General features: G+C 39.8%; 16 protein-coding genes. 7 read left to right on the top strand and 9 right to left on the bottom strand.

Annotation, left to right across the window (positions count from 1 at the left end; all coding sequences use genetic code 11):
- Window position 1: 1 nt before the first annotated feature.
- From FZF08_RS25250 to FZF08_RS25240, 3 genes are all read left to right on the top strand, one after another.
- Complete coding sequence (locus tag FZF08_RS25250) at window positions 2-4669, top strand: hypothetical protein (RefSeq protein WP_159475338.1); 4668 nt, start codon at window positions 2-4, stop codon at window positions 4667-4669.
- Between the two features lie 153 nt (window positions 4670-4822).
- Window positions 4823-5479, top strand: a complete 657-nt coding sequence (plsY, locus tag FZF08_RS25245) for a glycerol-3-phosphate 1-O-acyltransferase PlsY (protein ID WP_159475335.1) — start codon at window positions 4823-4825, stop codon at window positions 5477-5479.
- A 134-nt stretch (window positions 5480-5613) separates the two neighbouring features.
- The gene (locus FZF08_RS25240; RefSeq protein WP_159475332.1) at window positions 5614-6981 is read left to right on the top strand and encodes a dipeptidase; all 1368 of its coding nucleotides are present in this window, start codon (window positions 5614-5616) and stop codon (window positions 6979-6981) included.
- An 80-nt stretch (window positions 6982-7061) separates the two neighbouring features.
- Here the strand turns inward: FZF08_RS25240 and FZF08_RS25235 are convergent, their stop codons facing one another.
- A complete protein-coding gene (locus FZF08_RS25235; RefSeq protein WP_159475328.1) occupies window positions 7062-8294 on the bottom strand; it encodes a tol-pal system YbgF family protein in 1233 nt (410 codons plus the stop codon).
- A gap of 109 nt (window positions 8295-8403) precedes the next feature.
- Here FZF08_RS25235 and hpt point away from each other — a divergent pair, with 109 nt between their 5' ends.
- On the top strand, window positions 8404-8934 hold the full coding sequence (gene hpt, locus FZF08_RS25230) for a hypoxanthine phosphoribosyltransferase (RefSeq protein WP_159475325.1): 531 nt from the start codon (window positions 8404-8406) through the stop codon (window positions 8932-8934).
- Window positions 8935-9049: 115 nt separating this feature from the next.
- Window positions 9050-10447, top strand: coding sequence for an MBL fold metallo-hydrolase RNA specificity domain-containing protein (locus FZF08_RS25225; RefSeq protein ID WP_159475322.1), 1398 nt, complete (start codon window positions 9050-9052; stop codon window positions 10445-10447).
- 69 nt (window positions 10448-10516) lie between these two features.
- On the opposite strand, the gene FZF08_RS25220 is transcribed toward FZF08_RS25225, so the two are convergent.
- Together FZF08_RS25220 and FZF08_RS25215 are read right to left on the bottom strand one after the other, a co-directional pair.
- The gene (locus FZF08_RS25220) at window positions 10517-10711 is read right to left on the bottom strand and encodes a hypothetical protein (RefSeq protein WP_159475319.1); all 195 of its coding nucleotides are present in this window, start codon (window positions 10709-10711) and stop codon (window positions 10517-10519) included.
- A 129-nt stretch (window positions 10712-10840) separates the two neighbouring features.
- Entirely contained in the window at window positions 10841-11386 is a 546-nt protein-coding gene (locus tag FZF08_RS25215) for a CopD family protein (RefSeq protein ID WP_159475316.1), read from the bottom strand.
- A gap of 277 nt (window positions 11387-11663) precedes the next feature.
- On the opposite strand from FZF08_RS25215, the gene msrA reads away from it, so the two are divergent.
- Both msrA and FZF08_RS25205 read left to right on the top strand, forming a co-directional pair.
- Entirely contained in the window at window positions 11664-12338 is a 675-nt protein-coding gene (gene msrA / locus FZF08_RS25210) for a peptide-methionine (S)-S-oxide reductase MsrA (RefSeq protein ID WP_159475313.1), read from the top strand.
- Between the two features lie 140 nt (window positions 12339-12478).
- Complete coding sequence (locus FZF08_RS25205) at window positions 12479-13009, top strand: hypothetical protein (protein ID WP_159475310.1); 531 nt, start codon at window positions 12479-12481, stop codon at window positions 13007-13009.
- A gap of 72 nt (window positions 13010-13081) precedes the next feature.
- Here the strand turns inward: FZF08_RS25205 and FZF08_RS25200 are convergent, their stop codons facing one another.
- The 6 genes from FZF08_RS25200 to FZF08_RS25180 form a co-directional block, all read right to left on the bottom strand.
- Window positions 13082-13735, bottom strand: a complete 654-nt coding sequence (locus FZF08_RS25200) for a hypothetical protein (protein WP_159475307.1) — start codon at window positions 13733-13735, stop codon at window positions 13082-13084.
- A gap of 195 nt (window positions 13736-13930) precedes the next feature.
- Window positions 13931-14653, bottom strand: coding sequence for an RluA family pseudouridine synthase (locus FZF08_RS25195; RefSeq protein ID WP_159475304.1), 723 nt, complete (start codon window positions 14651-14653; stop codon window positions 13931-13933).
- A 116-nt stretch (window positions 14654-14769) separates the two neighbouring features.
- Window positions 14770-14898 (bottom strand): hypothetical protein, encoded by a 129-nt coding sequence (locus FZF08_RS32110; protein WP_255463701.1) that lies wholly within the window; start codon window positions 14896-14898, stop codon window positions 14770-14772.
- A 58-nt stretch (window positions 14899-14956) separates the two neighbouring features.
- Window positions 14957-15667: an ABC transporter ATP-binding protein gene (locus tag FZF08_RS25190; RefSeq protein ID WP_159475301.1), complete on the bottom strand. Its 711-nt coding sequence runs from the start codon at window positions 15665-15667 to the stop codon at window positions 14957-14959.
- Window positions 15668-15703: 36 nt separating this feature from the next.
- Window positions 15704-16156, bottom strand: a complete 453-nt coding sequence (locus FZF08_RS25185; protein WP_159475298.1) for a hypothetical protein — start codon at window positions 16154-16156, stop codon at window positions 15704-15706.
- 64 nt (window positions 16157-16220) lie between these two features.
- A complete protein-coding gene (locus tag FZF08_RS25180) occupies window positions 16221-18884 on the bottom strand; it encodes a hypothetical protein (protein ID WP_159475295.1) in 2664 nt (887 codons plus the stop codon).
- Between the last annotated feature and the right edge of the window lie 75 nt (window positions 18885-18959).

The following is an 18959-nucleotide window of genomic DNA, read 5'->3' as shown; positions in this document are numbered from 1 at the left end:
GATGAAGATCATTCGTTACTTCCTGTTAATCTGTATTATACTGCTCATCGGGGGAAATATATCTGCCCAAAATATTAAAGCCTCAGACGATCCGGCCCAGTTTATGGTACAAGTCCGAAAGCTTATGGACGGCAGCAAAAACCCGGTTTATATGCGATCTACCGCGCAGCTCGATAGTATCTGGATGAGTACGGTTACGCCTGCTCAGCAAACCAAATTTATGAGCATAGTCAAAACGCAGTTTTCCAAAGGGCAAAAAGCGGGTCCTGTACTTCATTTGCTGATCAAAAATACCCAAACGCTAGCTAAATCAGGAAATGATGTAAATGGATTTCTCGACCTTGCCGCAAAATCGGGCGATAAATATGACGCAAAAACTTTCCAACGTGTTCTGGAAACAATAAAAAATACGATTGAAACAAACAGACTGTACACATCAAATTTCAATTCTCTTTATCTTTTAAGTGGTACTTATAAATTCCGTTTTGATACTACAAAAGCAGAAGTTGTAGAAGCACAAAAAATTGCTGCCGCAGATAACTGGGACACGCCGGTGGATTCCAATGAAGTTATTTCTCCAAAATCTGCTCCCGTAATGCCGGTTTCCGGCGCAATTATAGATCTGCAAAACGTCATTTTTGGTATGACTGGTTCAGGTGATACCATTTCTTTCGGTCCTGCAACAGGAAGCGTTTCACTAAAAGATGGAATTTTTGCCGGGAAAGGTGGAAAATTTAACTGGCAGGCAGCGGGCGATTCTTCCGTTTATGTTGATCTGGATACTTATTCTTTCAATATTACCCAGCCCAAACTTGTTGCACAAAATGTTACTTTACACGCTGAAAATCAGCTTGCAAATCCCATAAAAGGAACTCTGGAATACCGGAGCGTAAAAAAATCCAGAAGTCAACCTGCGCCTTATCCGCGTTTTGTTTCCAATACAAATGATGCCAAATTAAAGGCTTCCCGTAAAAATATCGCTTACAAAGGCGGTTTTACGCTGATTGGAAATGTAATGTACAGCACTTCGCTTAGTGATGAACCTTCAAAAATTACGGTTTCATATAAAGACAAACCTGCTTTTACGGCTGTCAGTAAACGGTTTTCATTAAGAGATTCTATTATTTCTGCTCCCCTAGCTTCTTTTTCCATGCCGCTCGGAAAAGACTCAGTGACGCATCCGGGAGTTACTTTTATTTACAATGATACCGAAGGACAGGTGAAACTTGGTCGTGCTGAAAAAACAGATTTTGGCCCGCTTCCTTATCTTGATTCTTACCACAAAATGAGCATCTGGTCGCAGGCGATGCGCTGGACTTTCCCTAATAATAAAGTTGAGTTTTTCCGTATTGACGGAAAATCAGTGGTACCCGTTAAACTGGAATCTTTTGATTTTTTCAAAAAAGAACGTTTCCGGGGAATCAGCCAGGAATTTGGTTTTCAGCCACTTTTAATGGCCACCAATTATGTTCAAACTGAAAAAAAACTAACTTTTCTGGCAGAAGATCTGGCAAAAAAATTCAAACAGGATCCGGTAATTATCCGTCGTGCTTTACAACGACTCGCACTTGACGGCTATTTTATTTATGATAAAAAAACGGATGAATTTGCCGTCAGCAAAAAAGGAATTTTATTCGTTCTGGGTAGTCTGGATAAGACGGATTATGACAATTTTCAGGTTACGTCGCAGTTCTCTGCCAGTGACGAAGTTGCTAATGCCACAATTAATCTGCCGGATACATTACTGACTGTAATGGGCGTTGGCAGATTCATCGTCAGTGATTCGCTGAAAATTTTTGCTATCCCGTCAGATAAAAAACTTGTTATTGGTCGCAATCGTGATTTTACAATGAATGGACAACTGGTAGCTAATAACTATCAATTCAGAGGACAGAATCTTAAATTTAACTACGGCCAGTTTTTTGTTAATGTCAATCCAAGTGACTCGATCACTTTTACGCCGAAGGAAAAATTTGCAAAAGGGCAATCCGGAGAAGTTGGGGGACATGTAAAATATGAAAAAGGCGGTACCTTTTATCTAAGTGATCCAGCGAATAAATCTGGAATTCAGAAAGGAAAAAAATCACCGAGACTTGTCGTTCCGGATGGTATGATCGTTTATTTTGATCAGCCCGAACGTGGAACCGTTCTCTATCCACGCGAAGTATTTTTCAAAATCCCGAAAATCGATATGGATGGACTCGATCAGCGCGATGTGATTTTTGAAGGAACATTTAATTCCAACGGTATCATTCCTCCCATCCAGACAATCCTGAAAAGTATGCCGGATAATTCCCTTGGATTTGAATACAAACCGCCGTTAACGGAAATGAAAATCTATGGCGGAAAAGCCATGGCCAGGTTTACGGACACACTGGTAATGGATAATGCAGGTTTAAAATCAAAGGCAGTTTTACGCTATTTGTCAGCTTCTATGACGGCAAAAAACATTCTGCTAGCCTCCGATTCCTTGTACGCCATCGGAGAATTGGCGAGTATTAAAGAAGCAACCATCGGTAAGGGATATTTCCCGGCAGTTGAGCTGAAAGATTATACTTTGCGCTGGACGCCAAGTACTGATAGTATGTTTATCAATACAACAGGAAAATCCTTCTCTTTTTACAAAGGAACTACAAGTTTGGAAGGTGGTCTGCTTTTGCGTTCAATGGGATTATATGGAAACGGAAAGCTGAAACGACAGGATTCTGAACTCACATCGCAGGATATTAAATTTAACAAAGACGGATTTCTGGCAAACCGCTCCCGTTTTACGGTCAATAGCGGACAATTAAAAGACGCGAAGAATATCCTGACCGGTAAAAACGTCAACATTGATTTCAACATCAAAACTTCCGTAGTAAACTTTGTTACCGATTCAACTGGTTTCGATAGCGATTCTTCCGGTATGGAAATTCCGGTTGCGGCTTATAAAACATTGATTGCAACGGCGAAATGGGATATTTTGAAAAAGACCATTTTGATGAAAGGTTTTGGCGAAACTTCATCCTACACTTCCATTGCACCAGAACAGGAAGGTTTGACTTTTGAAGGTTCCGAAGGTATTTACGACGTTGAAAAAGTAACGTTGAATGTCCGTGGCGTTCCATTTATTCGTACGGCTGACGTGAAAATTATTCCGGATAAAGGAATGGTAAGTATTGGAAGTAACGGACGGATTGTTCCATTGAAAAAAGCCAGAATAGAAATTGATACCTTAAACGCTTCTCACCATTTACGCGATGCTGATATCAAAATCGATTCAAGAAACCGCTTTGAAGGTTCTGCAACGTACCAATACATCACAGCCCGGAAAGATACCTTCAACATCAAAATGCAGAATTTTGAGCTGGTAGAAATTGGAGCCGCCGCAGAAGGAAAAAAATCAAAAGGAAATAAAGACTCCGGCCCAATCCGGTATTATACCACGGCCAGGGCCGAAATTAAAGAAACTGAAAACCTGATCCTTTCTCCAAGAATTCAATACAAAGGCGGGATCAATCTTATTGCTTACCAGCCTTCCTTACAATTGGACGGATTTGTAAAACCGATGCTCAAATTCCGCAAGGATTTCCAGAGTTCATGGATCGTATACAAAGAAGCGCCGGGAGAATCCGTTTCGATCAAAATTGATAAGAACCTGAAAAACGAACACGAACTGCCCCTTTCGGTTGGTCTGCATTTCAATGAAACGCGCGGTATGTACATGACATTTTTGTCTCCCAAAGAGTCCGATGGCGACGAGGATATTTATCTGGCACAAGGTTCAATGGCTTATGATGAAGATAAAAAAGCTTTCAAAGTAGCGCCGCCTGTTGGAAAAGATAGTCTTGTAGATGAAGCAAATACTTTGACTTTTGATGACAAAACCGGAATAGCATCGTTTTCCGGGCCAATGAAGCTAGCGTCTGCAGACTGGCTGCAATCGACTGCGATTGCAGATGTTCAGGTGGATAGTTCGCGGTTTTCCTTTAACGCGATGCTGTTAATGAAGCTTTCCGCACTCGTGCCCGTTTTACCTCAGCTTTCTGCAAAAATCATTGAAACAAATCTGGAAGAACAAAATAGCACGGCGGCTGATGATGATGCGGAACAATTAAACAGAAAACTGGCTGCGCTTATTGGCTCCAAAGCAACAGATGCATATGTGAAACTTTCGGCTGCCGGATATAAACCATTGTTTGATGCATCTCCAATGCTGGATGTGCCATTAGTACTTTCGAGTGTTGATCTTCATTGGTCGCCGGTTCATAATGCTTATTTTTCACAAGGGCCAATCGGCGTTTCGAATTTTGGCAGAAACAATATCAACGCCCAAATGGATGGCGTTCTGGAAATCCGGCGCTCAGAAGCAGGTGATGAATTTAGTTTGTATATCCAGGCTTCACCTGATATCTGGTATTATTTTGATTACAAAGAAAAGGAACTTGGTGTGATTTCATCTCAGGTTGATTTTAATGACCTGGTTACGGCAAAAGGAAGCAATGCAAAGTCTAAGGATATGTCGATGGTATCTTTGGGCGTTGAAGAAAAGGACATGTTTGTTAGTCGCTTTGACGACTTTTACCAGCCTGCCTTGAAAAAAGCCAAACTTGCTGCAAAAACGGTGAAGAAAAAAGCTGCGGTTGCGGAAGAAAAAAAGAAAAAAGAAGAAAAGACAGAAGGCTTCTGATTATCATATAGTTATGATCCAGATTTGAATTTTTCAATAGTTAAACCTATTTTTGCACTTTATTGTTTTAATCCTGTTTGCTTGCTATAGAAACAAAAGTGTCGTATTTTTAAGAAACTTTTAAAGTTCAAATAAACCTACTAATAATACAAAATGAACGTAACGTTGTTGATCATTACGATAATAGCCGCCTATTTGTTAGGTTCCATTCCGAGTTCTGTATGGTACGGAATTGGTTATTTCGGTATTGATGTGCGGAAACATGGAAGTGGGAATGCGGGAGCCACCAATACTTTCAGAGTGCTGGGAAAACGTGCTGGTACAATAGTAATGCTTATTGATGTAATGAAAGGCTGGACGGCTACTTGCCTCGCTTCCATGCTATTTTATATGGGTGCAATTGCTGAAACGGACATTTTGATGTACAAGATTATTTTCGGTGTCATCGCTATTGTCGGTCATATTTTTCCAATTTTTGTTGGATTTAAAGGTGGAAAAGGAATTGCAACTTTATTAGGAATGGTGCTTGCCATTCATCCTGAGCTTGCCGCTATGAGTATTACCATATTTTTACTGACACTAATCGCCTCTCAATTTGTTTCTTTAAGTTCCATACTAGCAACATTGGCTTTCCCGGTATTATCCTTATTGGGAGTCTTCGGTCAACCTGAAACATTGCTTGTAATTTTTGGATTTGTCATGTTTGTTTTGGTGGTGATAACACACCAGAAAAACATTGTCAGATTACTTAATGGAAATGAAAGCCGCGTCAATATTTTTGCGAAATCAAAATCAAAAGGACATTCCTGAAAATTAAAAAATTGAAATACCAACCCCTAAGGCTCCAACCTTAGGGGTTATTTTTTTATATTGGGCTTCCAAAAAATCTAACACGGCAACAAACCGGATTAAAGATTTATTTTAAAATAATAATGCTTGAAACAATGAATGACTACATCGAAAAAAACCGGGATAAATTCTTAAATGAACTGCTGGATCTTATCAGAATTCCTTCGGTAAGTGCCGATTCGAAATTCAAAGGAGATATGATCCGTGCAGCAGAATTTGTACGCGACCGTATTTCAGAAGCAGGAGCGGACAAGGTTGAAATTTATCAGACACCGGGACATCCGATCGTTTATGGTGAAAAAATAATAGACCCGGCTTTACCGACTGTGCTTGTTTATGGCCATTACGATGTGCAGCCAGCTGATCCGTATGAACTTTGGAATTCTCCGCCTTTTGAGCCGGTTATTAAAAATGAGCGTATCTATGCCCGTGGTGCCTGCGACGACAAAGGTCAGTTTTATATGCATGTGAAAGCACTGGAAACCATGTTGGCAACAGATTCTTTGACTTGTAATATCAAAATCATGATTGAAGGCGAGGAAGAAGTTGGTTCTTCACATCTTGAAACATTTGTAAAGGCAAATCGGGAATTGCTTAAATGTGATACCATTCTGATTTCGGACACAAGTATGATCGCCAACGATGTGCCCTCTATTGAAATCGGCTTACGCGGATTGACTTATCTTGAAGTGGAAGTTGTTGGAGCCAACAGAGACCTTCATTCCGGAGTTTATGGTGGTGGTGTTCCAAATCCCATCAATATTTTGTGTGAAATGATCGCATCATTGAAGGATGAAAACGGGCATATTACCATTCCCGGATTTTATGATAATGTGGAAGAATTGACTCCTTCGGAAAGAGCTGCTTTAAACGCTGCGCCTTTTGATCTTAATGAATACAAGAAAGATCTTTCGATTGACGAAGTTGCCGGAGAGCGCGGTTATACGACCATTGAGCGGACTTCTGTTCGCCCAACGCTGGATGTAAACGGTATTTGGGGAGGTTACACTGGTGAAGGAGCAAAAACAGTTTTGCCATCAAAAGCAAATGCGAAGATTTCCATGCGTTTGGTACCAAATCAGACGGATCAGGAAATTTGTGATCTGTTCACTGCACATTTCAAATCGATTGCGCCGTCTTCTGTGAAAGTTTCTGTTGTTCCTCATCATGGCGGTCTGCCCTATGTTACGCCAACAGACTCGCTTGAATATCACGCGGCAGAATTAGCAATGGAAGAATCATTTGGTAAAAAACCAATCCCGACACGCGGCGGTGGAAGTATCCCGATCGTGGCTCTATTTGAGCAGGAACTGGGAAGAAAAAGTATATTAATGGGTTTTGGACTAGATATTGACGGCCTGCATGGACCTAATGAAAGTTATGGTCTTTTCAACTATTACAAAGGGATTGAAACAATTCCTCTGTTTTTCAAACATTATGCGAAATTGAAAAAGGGGGAATAAGGCGATTTTAGAATTGGTTTCTTATTCTTAGATTTCTTACCCGTCGGACGGCAAAAAAAGCCGTCCGACGGAATAGTTCGTTATTTCCTTCTGTTTCTGCGCTCTTCACGTTTCAGCTTTTTCAAAGATTCTATATGCTTGCGGGCCTCTTTTTCCTGACTTGATTTTTTATCGGCTTTGTCATCAGCAAGTTTATAATAACTTAACGCTTCATCATAGTTTTTCTGCATTTCTGCGATTTTACCCAAACCTAAAAGAGACGAAACATAATAACCCGCATTCATAGAATTTGTCTGAGTTGCAAAATCTACTGCCTGTTTGAAATATTTTGCTGCCAGGTCATAATTCCGGTAATACTGCAAATTGTAAAAACCTAAAACGTAGGCTGCATTCCGGCCGCTTACGCCTTCATAACCCTGCACGCCCTGACTGATTTTATCCAGAATATTCTGGGCCGCTTTTTCGGCTTCAGCCGTTTTTCCGGTCACAAATGCTGTACGGCAAAAGTAGCGCTCGAAATAAGGATTATTTGGATACGTCTGCCACATGTACTTCGCCATTTCATAGGCTTTGCCATACTCATTTTCCATGCTATAAATCTGAAGCAGGAAATATCGGGCTTCCACGCGTGTGTAAAAAGCATTGTTCGCCACCGTTTCCAGCTGTTGTTCCCCAAGCTTTTTATTCCCTTTTGGGAAAAATGCCAGAATAGGTTTCAATAACGGATATTCGCTTGGAACCCATTGCGCATAGTAATTGTAAATCCCGTCACCAAACAAAAGCTCCGGTGTCAGATCTCCGTTTCCTTTACAGATATCCAGATATTTCAGCGCATTTTTGCCTGCAAAAGTCGCTTTTGTCCATTGTTTTCGTTCGGAATAAAGTCGGCCTTTGAAAGCGTAAGCGGCAGCCAGGAAAAATGCCGGTTCGATTTTATTCTTTTCATTATCATAAAGTTCCTCAGCCAAATTGATTGTGGAATCCATTTGGGCCAAAAATCTTTTGTCATATGTTTCAATTTCAGTATTCGGTACAATTTTCCACCATTCAGCTAGTCCCATTAAAAAGTGAGGCATAGGGTGTTTGGGATACCGGTATTTCAGCCAGCGAAATTCAACATCAGCTTCGGCAAATTTGAAGTTATACAACATGTTAATTGCCTCTGTTGCTTCGATCTGTACGCTTGGATTTTTGATAACCATGTCATAATTCTTATCCAGTTCCGCCGAAGAATAAAGCTGAGCGAAAGCCGATGAAATGGATAGTAAAATAACAAGACTGAAAGCAATAGGTTTAATCAGCACTATTTTCATATTTAAGCTTAAAAATCTGTCAATATTAACGTTGGATTCATATTTTACGTTTGTGTGCTGTCGTGTTTTTGAAAAAAGAGTTAATATTACTGTCCAAGAAAATTCTGACATGATTACGATTCACGATAAAACTTTTTCTCCGTTCATTTCCCGGGACGACATTGAAAACCGGATTGCTGAACTGGCAGCCCAAATTAATTCAGATTATGAAGGACGAAATCCTTTGTTCATAGTTGTGTTAAACGGTGCATTTTTGTTTGCTTCCGAGCTGGTTAAAAATATTCCTCTTTCCTGTGAAATCACTTTTGTGAGGCTTTCGTCTTACACTGCAACGGAATCTACCGGAAAGGTACGTCAAATCATTGGTTTGGAAGAAAAGCTTACGAACCGCGACGTCATCATAATCGAGGATATTGTTGATACCGGACTTACTATGCACCAGTTATTACTGCAAATCCACGCTTTAGAACCATTGTCTGTTGAAATTGCTACGCTTCTTCACAAACCCGAGGCGATTAAAAAACCCGTAGACCTGCGTTATGTTGGGTTCGAAATACCCAATCGTTTTGTTGTAGGTTATGGTCTGGATTATGACGGCGTTGGCCGGAATTTGAATGCACTGTATGTATTGCCTGAATAGTTGTAAAGTTACGGATTGTATCTTTTGATGAAAAATTTAAATCAATTTGCTTTTATCTGATTGAAATTCTTCAAATTTAATTTTTAAATTTCAACAAACGATAAGTCGATATAACATGCGAATTCAGTTTTTTGGTGCCGCACGCACCGTTACAGGCAGCAAACATTTAATTACAACCGAAAAAGGCACAAAAATATTACTGGATTGCGGATTATTTCAGGGAATTCAAACAGATGATTTTAATCAGAAATTTGGGTTTGAACCTGCGGAAGTAGATTATCTCGTACTTTCCCACGCCCATATTGATCACTCCGGCTTAATTCCCAGATTGGTAAAACAAGGCTTTTCCGGACCAATTTATTGCACAACGGCAACGGCTGATCTCTGCAAAATTATGCTGCTGGATAGTTCTCACATTCAGGAAAAAGATTTGGAACGGGTCAATAAACGCCGGGAAAAACAGGGTAGGCCGTTAATCGAAGAATTATATAATTCCGAAGATGCTGAAAAAGCGCTGACATTGTTTAATGGCGTTCAATACGAAGAAAAATTTGAATTAGGAGAAGATAAAGTTTCGGTTTTCTTTACCGATGCAGGACATATTTTAGGAAGTGCCGCCGTTCATTTGAGTATTCCGGATAAAGGGAGTATCAAAAAACTGACTTTTACCGGAGATATAGGCAGACAGGAAGATAATATTCTGAGAAAACCACAGGTTTTTCCACAGGCCGATTTTATCATCAGCGAGTCTACTTACGGCGACAGACTGCATCCAAAAGAAAATGATATGCAGGCACACTTGCTGCGGGTTATCAGCGAAACTTGTGTAGAAAAAAAGGGCAAAGTTATTATTCCCGCTTTTGCTATTGACCGTACGCAGGAATTGATTTACACGCTGGATAAATTATCAAGTGAAGGAAAGCTGCCCCTTATTGATGTTTACATTGATAGTCCGCTGGCTGTTCGTGCGACTACCATCATGAAAGACCATGAAGAATGTTTTAACCCTGATATTCTGGATTATATTGAAAAAGACGGCGATGCTTTTGCCTTTCCAAATCTTCATTATATTTCAGAAACCAGTGAATCCATTGCTCTAAATGATCTAAAAAAACCCTGCATTATCATTTCTGCATCCGGAATGGCGGAGGCCGGCCGTATCAAACATCATATTAAAAACAATATCGGTGATCCGGATTCAACGATTTTACTTGTTGGTTATGCTTCTTCCAATACGTTGGCCGGAGCTTTGAAAAGAGGCGATAAGGAGGTTAATATCTTCGGTGAAATGTTTGAAGTGAAAACGAAAATTGAAGTCATGGATTCGTTTTCTGCTCATGGAGATTATAGCGAAATGCTTCAATTTCTATCCTGTCAGAATGCTGATCACGTTCAAAAGGTCTTTCTCGTCCATGGAGAATATGACACGCAGCAGATTTATAAAACCAAATTGGAAAACGCAGGATTTAAAAATGTTGTAATTCCGGAATTATATGAAAGCGTAGAAATTTAGTCATTACGACAAAAAAACGAGGGATTTTCCAATGGAAAATCCCTCGTTTTTTTTTAACTATAAAATTCCTCAACCAGAGGTTTTATTTAAATGAATCAGCTTGCTTTTCAAAACAAGATTATCTGTTTTAGCTGGTGATTTGTCAATCCATTCCAGAATGAAAAAAGGAAAGGAAAGTATCGCTGTCAATACCAAAGCCAGCAGCATTACAAATGCAAACCAGATCTTTGCGATGAAATATATTACCTTATTTATATAAACCATGACCGTTGAGATTTTGTATATAAGAAATAAACAATTTGATATTTAAAAGAATCATACCAAATAATTTAACGTATAGCAAATACATTAAGTTGCCTATCTCTTCCATAAATATCATAATTCTTCAGATATCTATTCACTAACCTTTCTTTCACGGATCTTTTTCACAATTCTGACTGCCGACATAATAATTACAGCAAAAGCGATCAGGCCTAAAACACCCCAGATCCAGTCAACAGAATTTTTCAGTACGACCAGAAAAACGATGGAAAACAGAAAGATAGTGGCTACTTCATTCCACAACCGAAGTTGAATGGATGAAAACCGGAAACGCCCCTTTTGTAATTCAAGGATCAATTTTCGTGTAAAAAAATGATATCCCACTAGTCCAAGCACAAAGGTTAGTTTCATGTGCATCCAGCCCTGGCTTAGCCAGCCGGGCGTAATGTAAATCATAATACTTCCGGTAATTAAAGTCATCCACATGGCCGGAACCATTATCGCATTCCATAACAGTTTTTCCATTTTGATGAATTGTTCATTCAAAACGTCTCTGGCAGCGGCAATTTTATCCTGTGCTTCTGTGTGATAAACAAGCAGTCGCGGCATGTAAAAAAGCCCGGCAAACCAGCTTACGACGAAAATGATATGCAATGCTTTAAAATGTAAATAGGTCATTTGAAAAATAATCAAAATTTCATGTGATTCGCTGTAAGGAAAACGGGCAACTTGCGTCTAAACAAATGACAGCTTATTTATACAATAATGATACAGAATCCCGGTTGTACTATTCGCTCTGTGATCGTCATATTCGTTTTAATCGTATATCTGACTAAACCGGATTATAAGGTTACAGACATTCCAATTCCGTGTTATCTGTAAAATTGCAGTATAAACTTTCTGCTATTTTTAGTTGTTTACCTAACATAAGTTCAAAATTAACCATATCATTTCAATGAAACCAAACATCCCGTTTTTCACATTTATATTAATGTGCTGTATGGTCGTGGTATCGTGTGCACAATCCGATAAAAAACAAAAGAAAAAAATGGATAAGGAGTCCTCGGCGTCGACCGTAATTGATACTGCCAATACGCAAATTGCCACCTTTGGAACCGGATGTTTCTGGTGTTCAGAAGCTTTGTTCGAGACCCTGGACGGTGTAAAAGATGTAGTATCCGGTTATTCCGGCGGTCATGTTAAAAATCCCAGTTATAGAGAAGTTTGTGACGGAACGACCGGCCATGCAGAATGTATCCAGGTTAAATACGATCCGAAAAAAATCACTTACACAGCTTTGCTTGAAGCATTTTTCCGCGGACATGATCCAACTTCATTAAACCGTCAAGGAAATGATGTTGGAACTCAGTATCGTTCCGTCATTTTTTACCAAAACGATGAGCAGAAAATAGAGGCCGAAAAAGCAAAAGATGAGTTAAACAAATCCGGTGCTTATGCGAAACCCATCGTGACGGAAATAACAAAGGCGGACAAGTTTTACCCTGCCGAAGATTACCATCAGGATTACTTTGCCAAGAATCCAGACCAGGGATATTGCGCTTATGTAATTGCTCCAAAACTTGACAAATTCCGTAAGGTTTTTCATGACAAATTGAAAAAAGATAGTTGATTTTCATTGGGAATATTACCAAAAACGACCGTTAATCAAGTATAATGCCCCGAATAATAATTAGTAATGGCACAAGTTTTGAAGGGATGAAATAATCACTTTAATTTGTGCCATTATTATACTTCTAACAATTATTCAACATGAAAAAGATTCTATCAACGCTAATCGTTATTGCCATTTTGGGCGTGACCTCACACTCGGCTTTTGCACAATATGAAAAAGGGGATAAGTTATTGAACGTCGGACTTAACCTAGGTGGTACCTATGGTGGTGGCGGAGTTGGGGTAGGCGCGTCTTACGAAGTAGGAATTCATGAGTTTATCAGTGTCGGTGCGCAAGCCGATTTTACGACATGGAATTACGGTTTTAGTGGATATAAATGGAGATACAACTTTTTCACTATTGCTGCTCGTGGTTCTTATCATTACGGAAAACATTTCTTAAAAACAGACAAATTGGATCTTTACGCAGGTCCTTCGTTAGGATACCGTGTATCTTCATTTAGTGACCCGGACGGCTATTCAGGATTTTATAATGATGGATATGGCAGCGGTGTTTTTGTAGGTATTTTTGCCGGCGCAAAATATTACTTTAAACCAACAACGGCCGTATTTGCTGAAGTTGGTTACAATGCAGCACCTCTTAAAATTGGTATAAGCTTCAAATTTTAATACAGCAGATATTATCAAAAAAGCGGTTTGGAGATCCCAAACCGCTTTTTTGATGCCTGTTATATAATATTTTCAGAAATTCATTTTCAAAGAAAGATACCCAGATTGTGTTGCCGGATTAAATCCAGGTTTAACACTGAATGAAATTGGCTCATTTCTTCTAATAAGCTCCCTGCGGATCCTGGTTGCTTTTGATCCGTTTTTCCCTGCTTTTACAAAACCTATTGTTCCGAAAGTTGCACCGCCTACTAATCCACCGATTAAAAGTAATGCACCGGTTCCTTCATTATTATTGTAGCTGTAATTGCCGTACCCGTTGTTATAACCACTGTCTGTGATTAACGCAGCACCAACAACCATGGAAACTGATCCAAGCACAGTCCAGACAATTCCTGAAACCAATCCTTTCTTTGACCTTGATTTATAATATTGATACGACTGTCTGAGCTGATTAGACTTTTGCGCAAAGATCGTTTCATCAAACTTGTTTCCAGCAATTGGTTGTGGATTCCGCTCTATTGGCTTTGTGCTGCTTTCTTCCTTAAAAAACGTATCACTTGCAGTATCTGAAAAAGTCGCTACATCACCATTCCCGTATAGCACTGATGCAATTTCAGTTTTTTTGACCGAGAAAAGCGGACCATTGGGATCCGTGAGCTTTTTGTATTTTATTACATTCTCTTCTACCTCCTGAATGGAAACTTCGAGCTTTGTATCATTTTTCAATATGATAATATCAGGTTTACGGCCATTTTGTGCATGACAAAAGCTGGTTAAACCGACTATGAAAAAAAATAAGATAAAATTGCTTCTAACAAAAAATAGAATTGATTTCATGTAATTAAGAGGGCGATTGATTAATTGGAGATAACTGTAAGTCAGTTAGTATTGTAAAAGCAATTTACTTTTACAATTACTTACCTACACTCCAAACTTATTCAATTGTTTTACCAAAACTTCAAAATCTTTTGGATAAGGTGCTTCAATTTTAACCGGTTCTCCGTTCATCAATGCGAAAGAAAGAGAAAACGCGTGAAGTGCAACCCGTTGAATAAGCGGCTGTTCTTCTGTTTCTTTTTTCAAATTGAATTTCCGTTTCAAAGTAGAAAGAAAGATCGGGTCTCCGCCATATTGGGGATCACAAACAATAGGCGCTTTCAGACAGGAAAGGTGAATACGGATCTGGTGCATACGGCCGGTAATGGGGATACATTCCACAAGTGTGTAACCGCGATACACTTTGAGTGTATTAAAAATAGTTTCCGCTATCTTTCCTTCGGCGCGGTCAATTTTTACAGCTGTGCCATTTTTTAAAGCTAAAATCGGTAAGTATACAGAAATACTCTCCAGATTATGGATTCCATTTGCTACGGCATGATAACGTTTGGTAACCTGGCGATGCTCAAATTGCATGGCCAAATGGCGATACGCGGCCGGATTTTTTGCAAAAGCCAAAACACCCGAAGTTTCCTTATCCAAACGGTGCGCTGCCTGCAATTCAGAATTATATTCTTTGGCAAGGCGTAAAACACTTCCGCCCCGGTCGGCAGTACGTTCATCCAGCGTCGCTAAATGAGGTGGTTTATTAACGAGAAGAAAGTCCTCGTTTTCAAATAAAATTAAGTCTGCGAAATTGATTTTCATAAAGGTATTAACTAAAAATAATCCGAATAAATTACATCGATTCAGTAATTCATTCGGATTTTACTTTGATTTTTGTATTTTACTAACGAGAAAGTGCTTGAATGTTTTCTGTGTTTCTACTCTTTTGTCATTAATTCTTCCCTGACATCATCCCATTTAAAAAGCTCTTCCTCTTTTCTCAAATAAATTGCTATTACGTCTTCGATATCCTCTAAAATTTCGACTAAATAGCTGATTCCTTCCATCTTACTACTCGTTTTTTTCCGAAAGTTACTAAAATTATGTCAAATGACATTTATATCATCAAACCAGATGTCCAACCTTTGTCGGATTTGGATTAATAGAATCAGACTCAACCAGACCGTCACGCAAACGTATGATCCTGTGCGCATAATGCGCGATATCCTCCTCGTGCGTAACCATGACAATTGTATTTCCTTTGCTGTATAGTTGGTCAAAAAGATCCATGATTTCGTAGGATGTCTTCGAATCCAAGTTTCCTGTTGGCTCATCAGCAAGTAAAATACTTGGGTCATTTACCAAAGCACGCGCAATGGCTACACGCTGGCGCTGGCCTCCGGAAAGTTCATTGGGTCTGTGTCCGGCGCGATTTTCCAGGCCAACATTTTTCAGAGAAAGCATCGCTTTTTCGGTTCTGTCAGACTTATTTAAACCGGCATAAATCAGCGGAAGCGCAACATTATCAAGCGATGACATCCTCGGCAAAAGATTGAAAGTCTGAAAAACAAAACCAATTTCTTTATTACGGATTTCCGCCAGCTCGCTTTCCGTCATATCGCTGACGTCCTTATTATTCAGAATATATTTGCCGGTACTGGGTGTATCCAGACAACCAATAATATTCATCAAGGTCGATTTTCCGGAACCTGACGGCCCCATAAACGCAACGTATTCTCCTTTACTCACGGAAATAGTTACCGATTTTAGTGCCTGGATTATCTCGCTGCCCATCACATAACGTTTTGAGATATCGGTCGTTTCAATGATTTTCATAAGGACAATATTTTTTGATAGGAAAGTTTATATTAATCAGGATGCTGCCGCTATTTTCCAGAAATAACCATAAATGAAAAGTCCCGTCAGGATCATTGCCGGCGAGATATCTTCTGTTTCAATTTCTCCTTCACTTTTCCAGAGACTCGTTTTTGAAAATACAGCGCTGTTGGCTCCATTACTTATCTGCCACTTTTTTCTCACCCACGAATCAAATTTCCATTCATAGGATTCACTTTCAAACGTAACAACGGCAGTGCTTTTCCAGGTTTTATATTCGATTTTGCCAAGTTCCACTTTCCCCTCAATATCCAAAATTCTGGTCGTACGGTGTAGAAAACCTTTTGTTTCGAACCTCAGCATATGGCCATTCAGTTCTCCGTAACCATCATCCTTCCAGATACTTTTTTTAAGCAGTCCGGCAATGACTTTACCACGAAAAATCCGTGTTTCTTTTCCGCTTAAAGAAGATTTCCATTGTAAAATCATAGGGTATCTGTATTTCAAACTTAAAACCGGCAGGAAAACAAGATTCAAATGCTAAAATAAAAAATCACTTAAACTCTGCTCTTTGTTTTTCGATAAGAGCGCGCATAGGTTGATAGCGAGCCGAAAAAGCCTGATAACCGGCAGGAGAGGAAATTTCCTTTACCATAGCTTGTCCTTCATCCGCCTGACCGATAAGACCTTGCTTCAAACTCAAAATTGAATATTCTTCCCAAAGTGCAGGTGCGCGATCGTTAAATTTCAATGCATTCAAAACGATACCGTAGGCTTTGGAAACCTGCTTTTTCTGCATGTAGAAATTCGCGCTTGCGGCTACTATTTTCACATCAAAAGGATTCGCGTGAACAGCCGCATCAAAATTCTTTTCAGAAGGTGATTTTTGAGCAATCACAAACAGGGAATCCGCTTTTGTTTTAGGAGGTTTGATCGTGGCCAACGTAGTTTGCAGATTTTCCAAAGCCGGATTTTTCTCCTTTTCCTGCAATTTTTCCAGTAAAATTCCTCCAATAGCCTGCTGACCTAACAATGCATAACCCACCGCTTGTCCAAGTGTTCCTTCAACACCGTCTACGTTGCTAAGATGTTTGATCGCCAGATCATATAACCCGACCTGCAATAACCAGTGACCCAAAATTTTGTGATAGGTTTTTGCCTTTTCCCCGCCTTGTTCCGCCCAGGTTGAAAGTGTTTCGATAGCCTTCAACTTATCTCCGCTGTAAAATTCAGGATAAAGCGCCGCTAACGATAAATCCTCAGCAAGCAGCTGATTCTTATTTGCAAGTTTTGGTAAAAAACCAGCCGGAAGACTGTCTTGTCTTGCTTGGTTTTTTGAATAATTCACCAGATAAGCCAATCCCGAAACACTTAGCGAAGAATCCGGTTTGATCACATCTTTATTAAAATCCTGTTTGGAAAAATCCTGACGCAGATTTTGAACCGCAAGCCAGTTGGCCTGCCAGGAAAGATATTTATGTGACTTAGTATGATTCGCTAACGAATCCAGCAGTCCCGAATCCGTGCTTCTGGCCCAAATTGCTAATAAATTGGTGGCCGGAACCTCAGGTTTTTTGCTAGTTTTTTCTGCCTTATCCAAATAATAATGCGCTGAATCGGCAACATTTGTTTTGGCATAAAGCATACCAAGATTATTGAGTAATTCACCACTTTCAGGAAATGCTCTCAGTCCTTCCTGCAAACTGAAAATCGCATCGAAAAATAAGCTTTCCTGCATCAACACTCCCGTTAATCCGGCATAGGCCTGAGGTGATGGATTTTTCAATAAAGCCTGACGGAAATAATAAGCACCGGCAACTTTGTCCCCCTGCGTAAGCGCCAGAGAAGCTAGCGCGTAATTAGATTTATGATTTTGAAATTCCTGCTGCAATGCCATTTTGTAATATTGTTCGGCCAGGGGATATTCTGCTGTATTGGAATATAGATCGCCCAATCCATTGAAATATCCGGCAATTCCTTGGTGTACGGGGAGCAATCTTTGAATTGAAAATAATAATACAACGCCTGCAAAACCAAATAATCTTGTTTGGGTTAAACCAAAGCGCATCGGTTTGTACAATACTTTATGAACAGCCAGATTTTGCAGGAAAATCTCATAAAAGTTGATAACGATATAAAACAGAAAAACGATTCCCATCGCTAATTGTCCATTCACGACTACATCTTCCATTACTTCCAGTAAAGGATCATTTGCTGTACCCGCTGCATAACCAGCAAATGCGCCTGTAACAATAAACATTCCCGTATATAACCAAAAACCCGTTGAGCGGAAGGAAAGTAGCCCATTGGTGGAATCAATTCGTTTTTTGAAGCCCCATATGCCAAGAATTCCGGCTGCGATGGCCAGGAAGACCGGACTTAATAAGGTAAGATCCCAATCAATTTGTCTCGTATTTTTCAAATAAAGCAATACCAGAGAAAGTAGGTAAAGAATTGTTATCACCAAAAAATTGGTAAAACCGGATTTCCCTGCCTTCATCTGACCGCTCGTACTTAACCATACCAGGCCTGCGATAATTTCCGTAGCGGAAATCAGCAGGAATAAAATGGAAATCAAAAGCCAGATAGGCATAGAATAAGAAGCCGCAGTAAGAGCAGGAAATGCTACCGGCGACAGAAATGTGACGAGCAATAAAAGGAAAATGGAAATTCCGGAAAGTCCCAGAATCCTGATCCCAATACCAAGATCCGGACGAAAAGCATGGAAATAATAGCTCAGTCCGGCATATGAAGCAACGGTAAGAACAAATAATACACGACTTCCCTCTCCAAATACACCGAGCATTTCCAAACGGGCTGAGGCCACCAAAACAATAAAAGCCACCATTCCGGCCAGATACCAGAAACGGGGCATGGTGGTTAACGAAGCAAGGATAAAGGAAAGTCCGACAATGATGAACCCCCAGAATATTTTGATCGTCAGGAAATCCGTTTGCATCGTTGACGCAACAAATTGCTCCGTGACGAGGTTGGATGGGCCGGAAATCCCGTATTGCCATTGATCAAATTTAAGAATATCGACAACCGTAGAGATATCGGATAATTCGCTCAAAACATCCCAGCGGATAACGTTGGCAAGCGGATCAATGCCTTTAACAATAAAGAAAACAAGAGCCAATAAAATGGTAAAAAATGCCGCGATACTGATACGGCGTTCAGAGGACGACCACACTCTCCAGAAAAAAAGTTCTTTCATAAATATTTTTAGCCCGATAAGGAAAGATTACCAACGCCGGTTCATGCAATTTTGATATAACGGGCTAAAACTAAC

It is taken from the genome of Dyadobacter sp. 3J3 (assembly GCF_009801115.1).
In the GTDB taxonomy this organism is placed as follows: domain Bacteria; phylum Bacteroidota; class Bacteroidia; order Cytophagales; family Spirosomataceae; genus Dyadobacter.
This window is presented reverse-complemented; position numbering and strand designations above follow the sequence as displayed.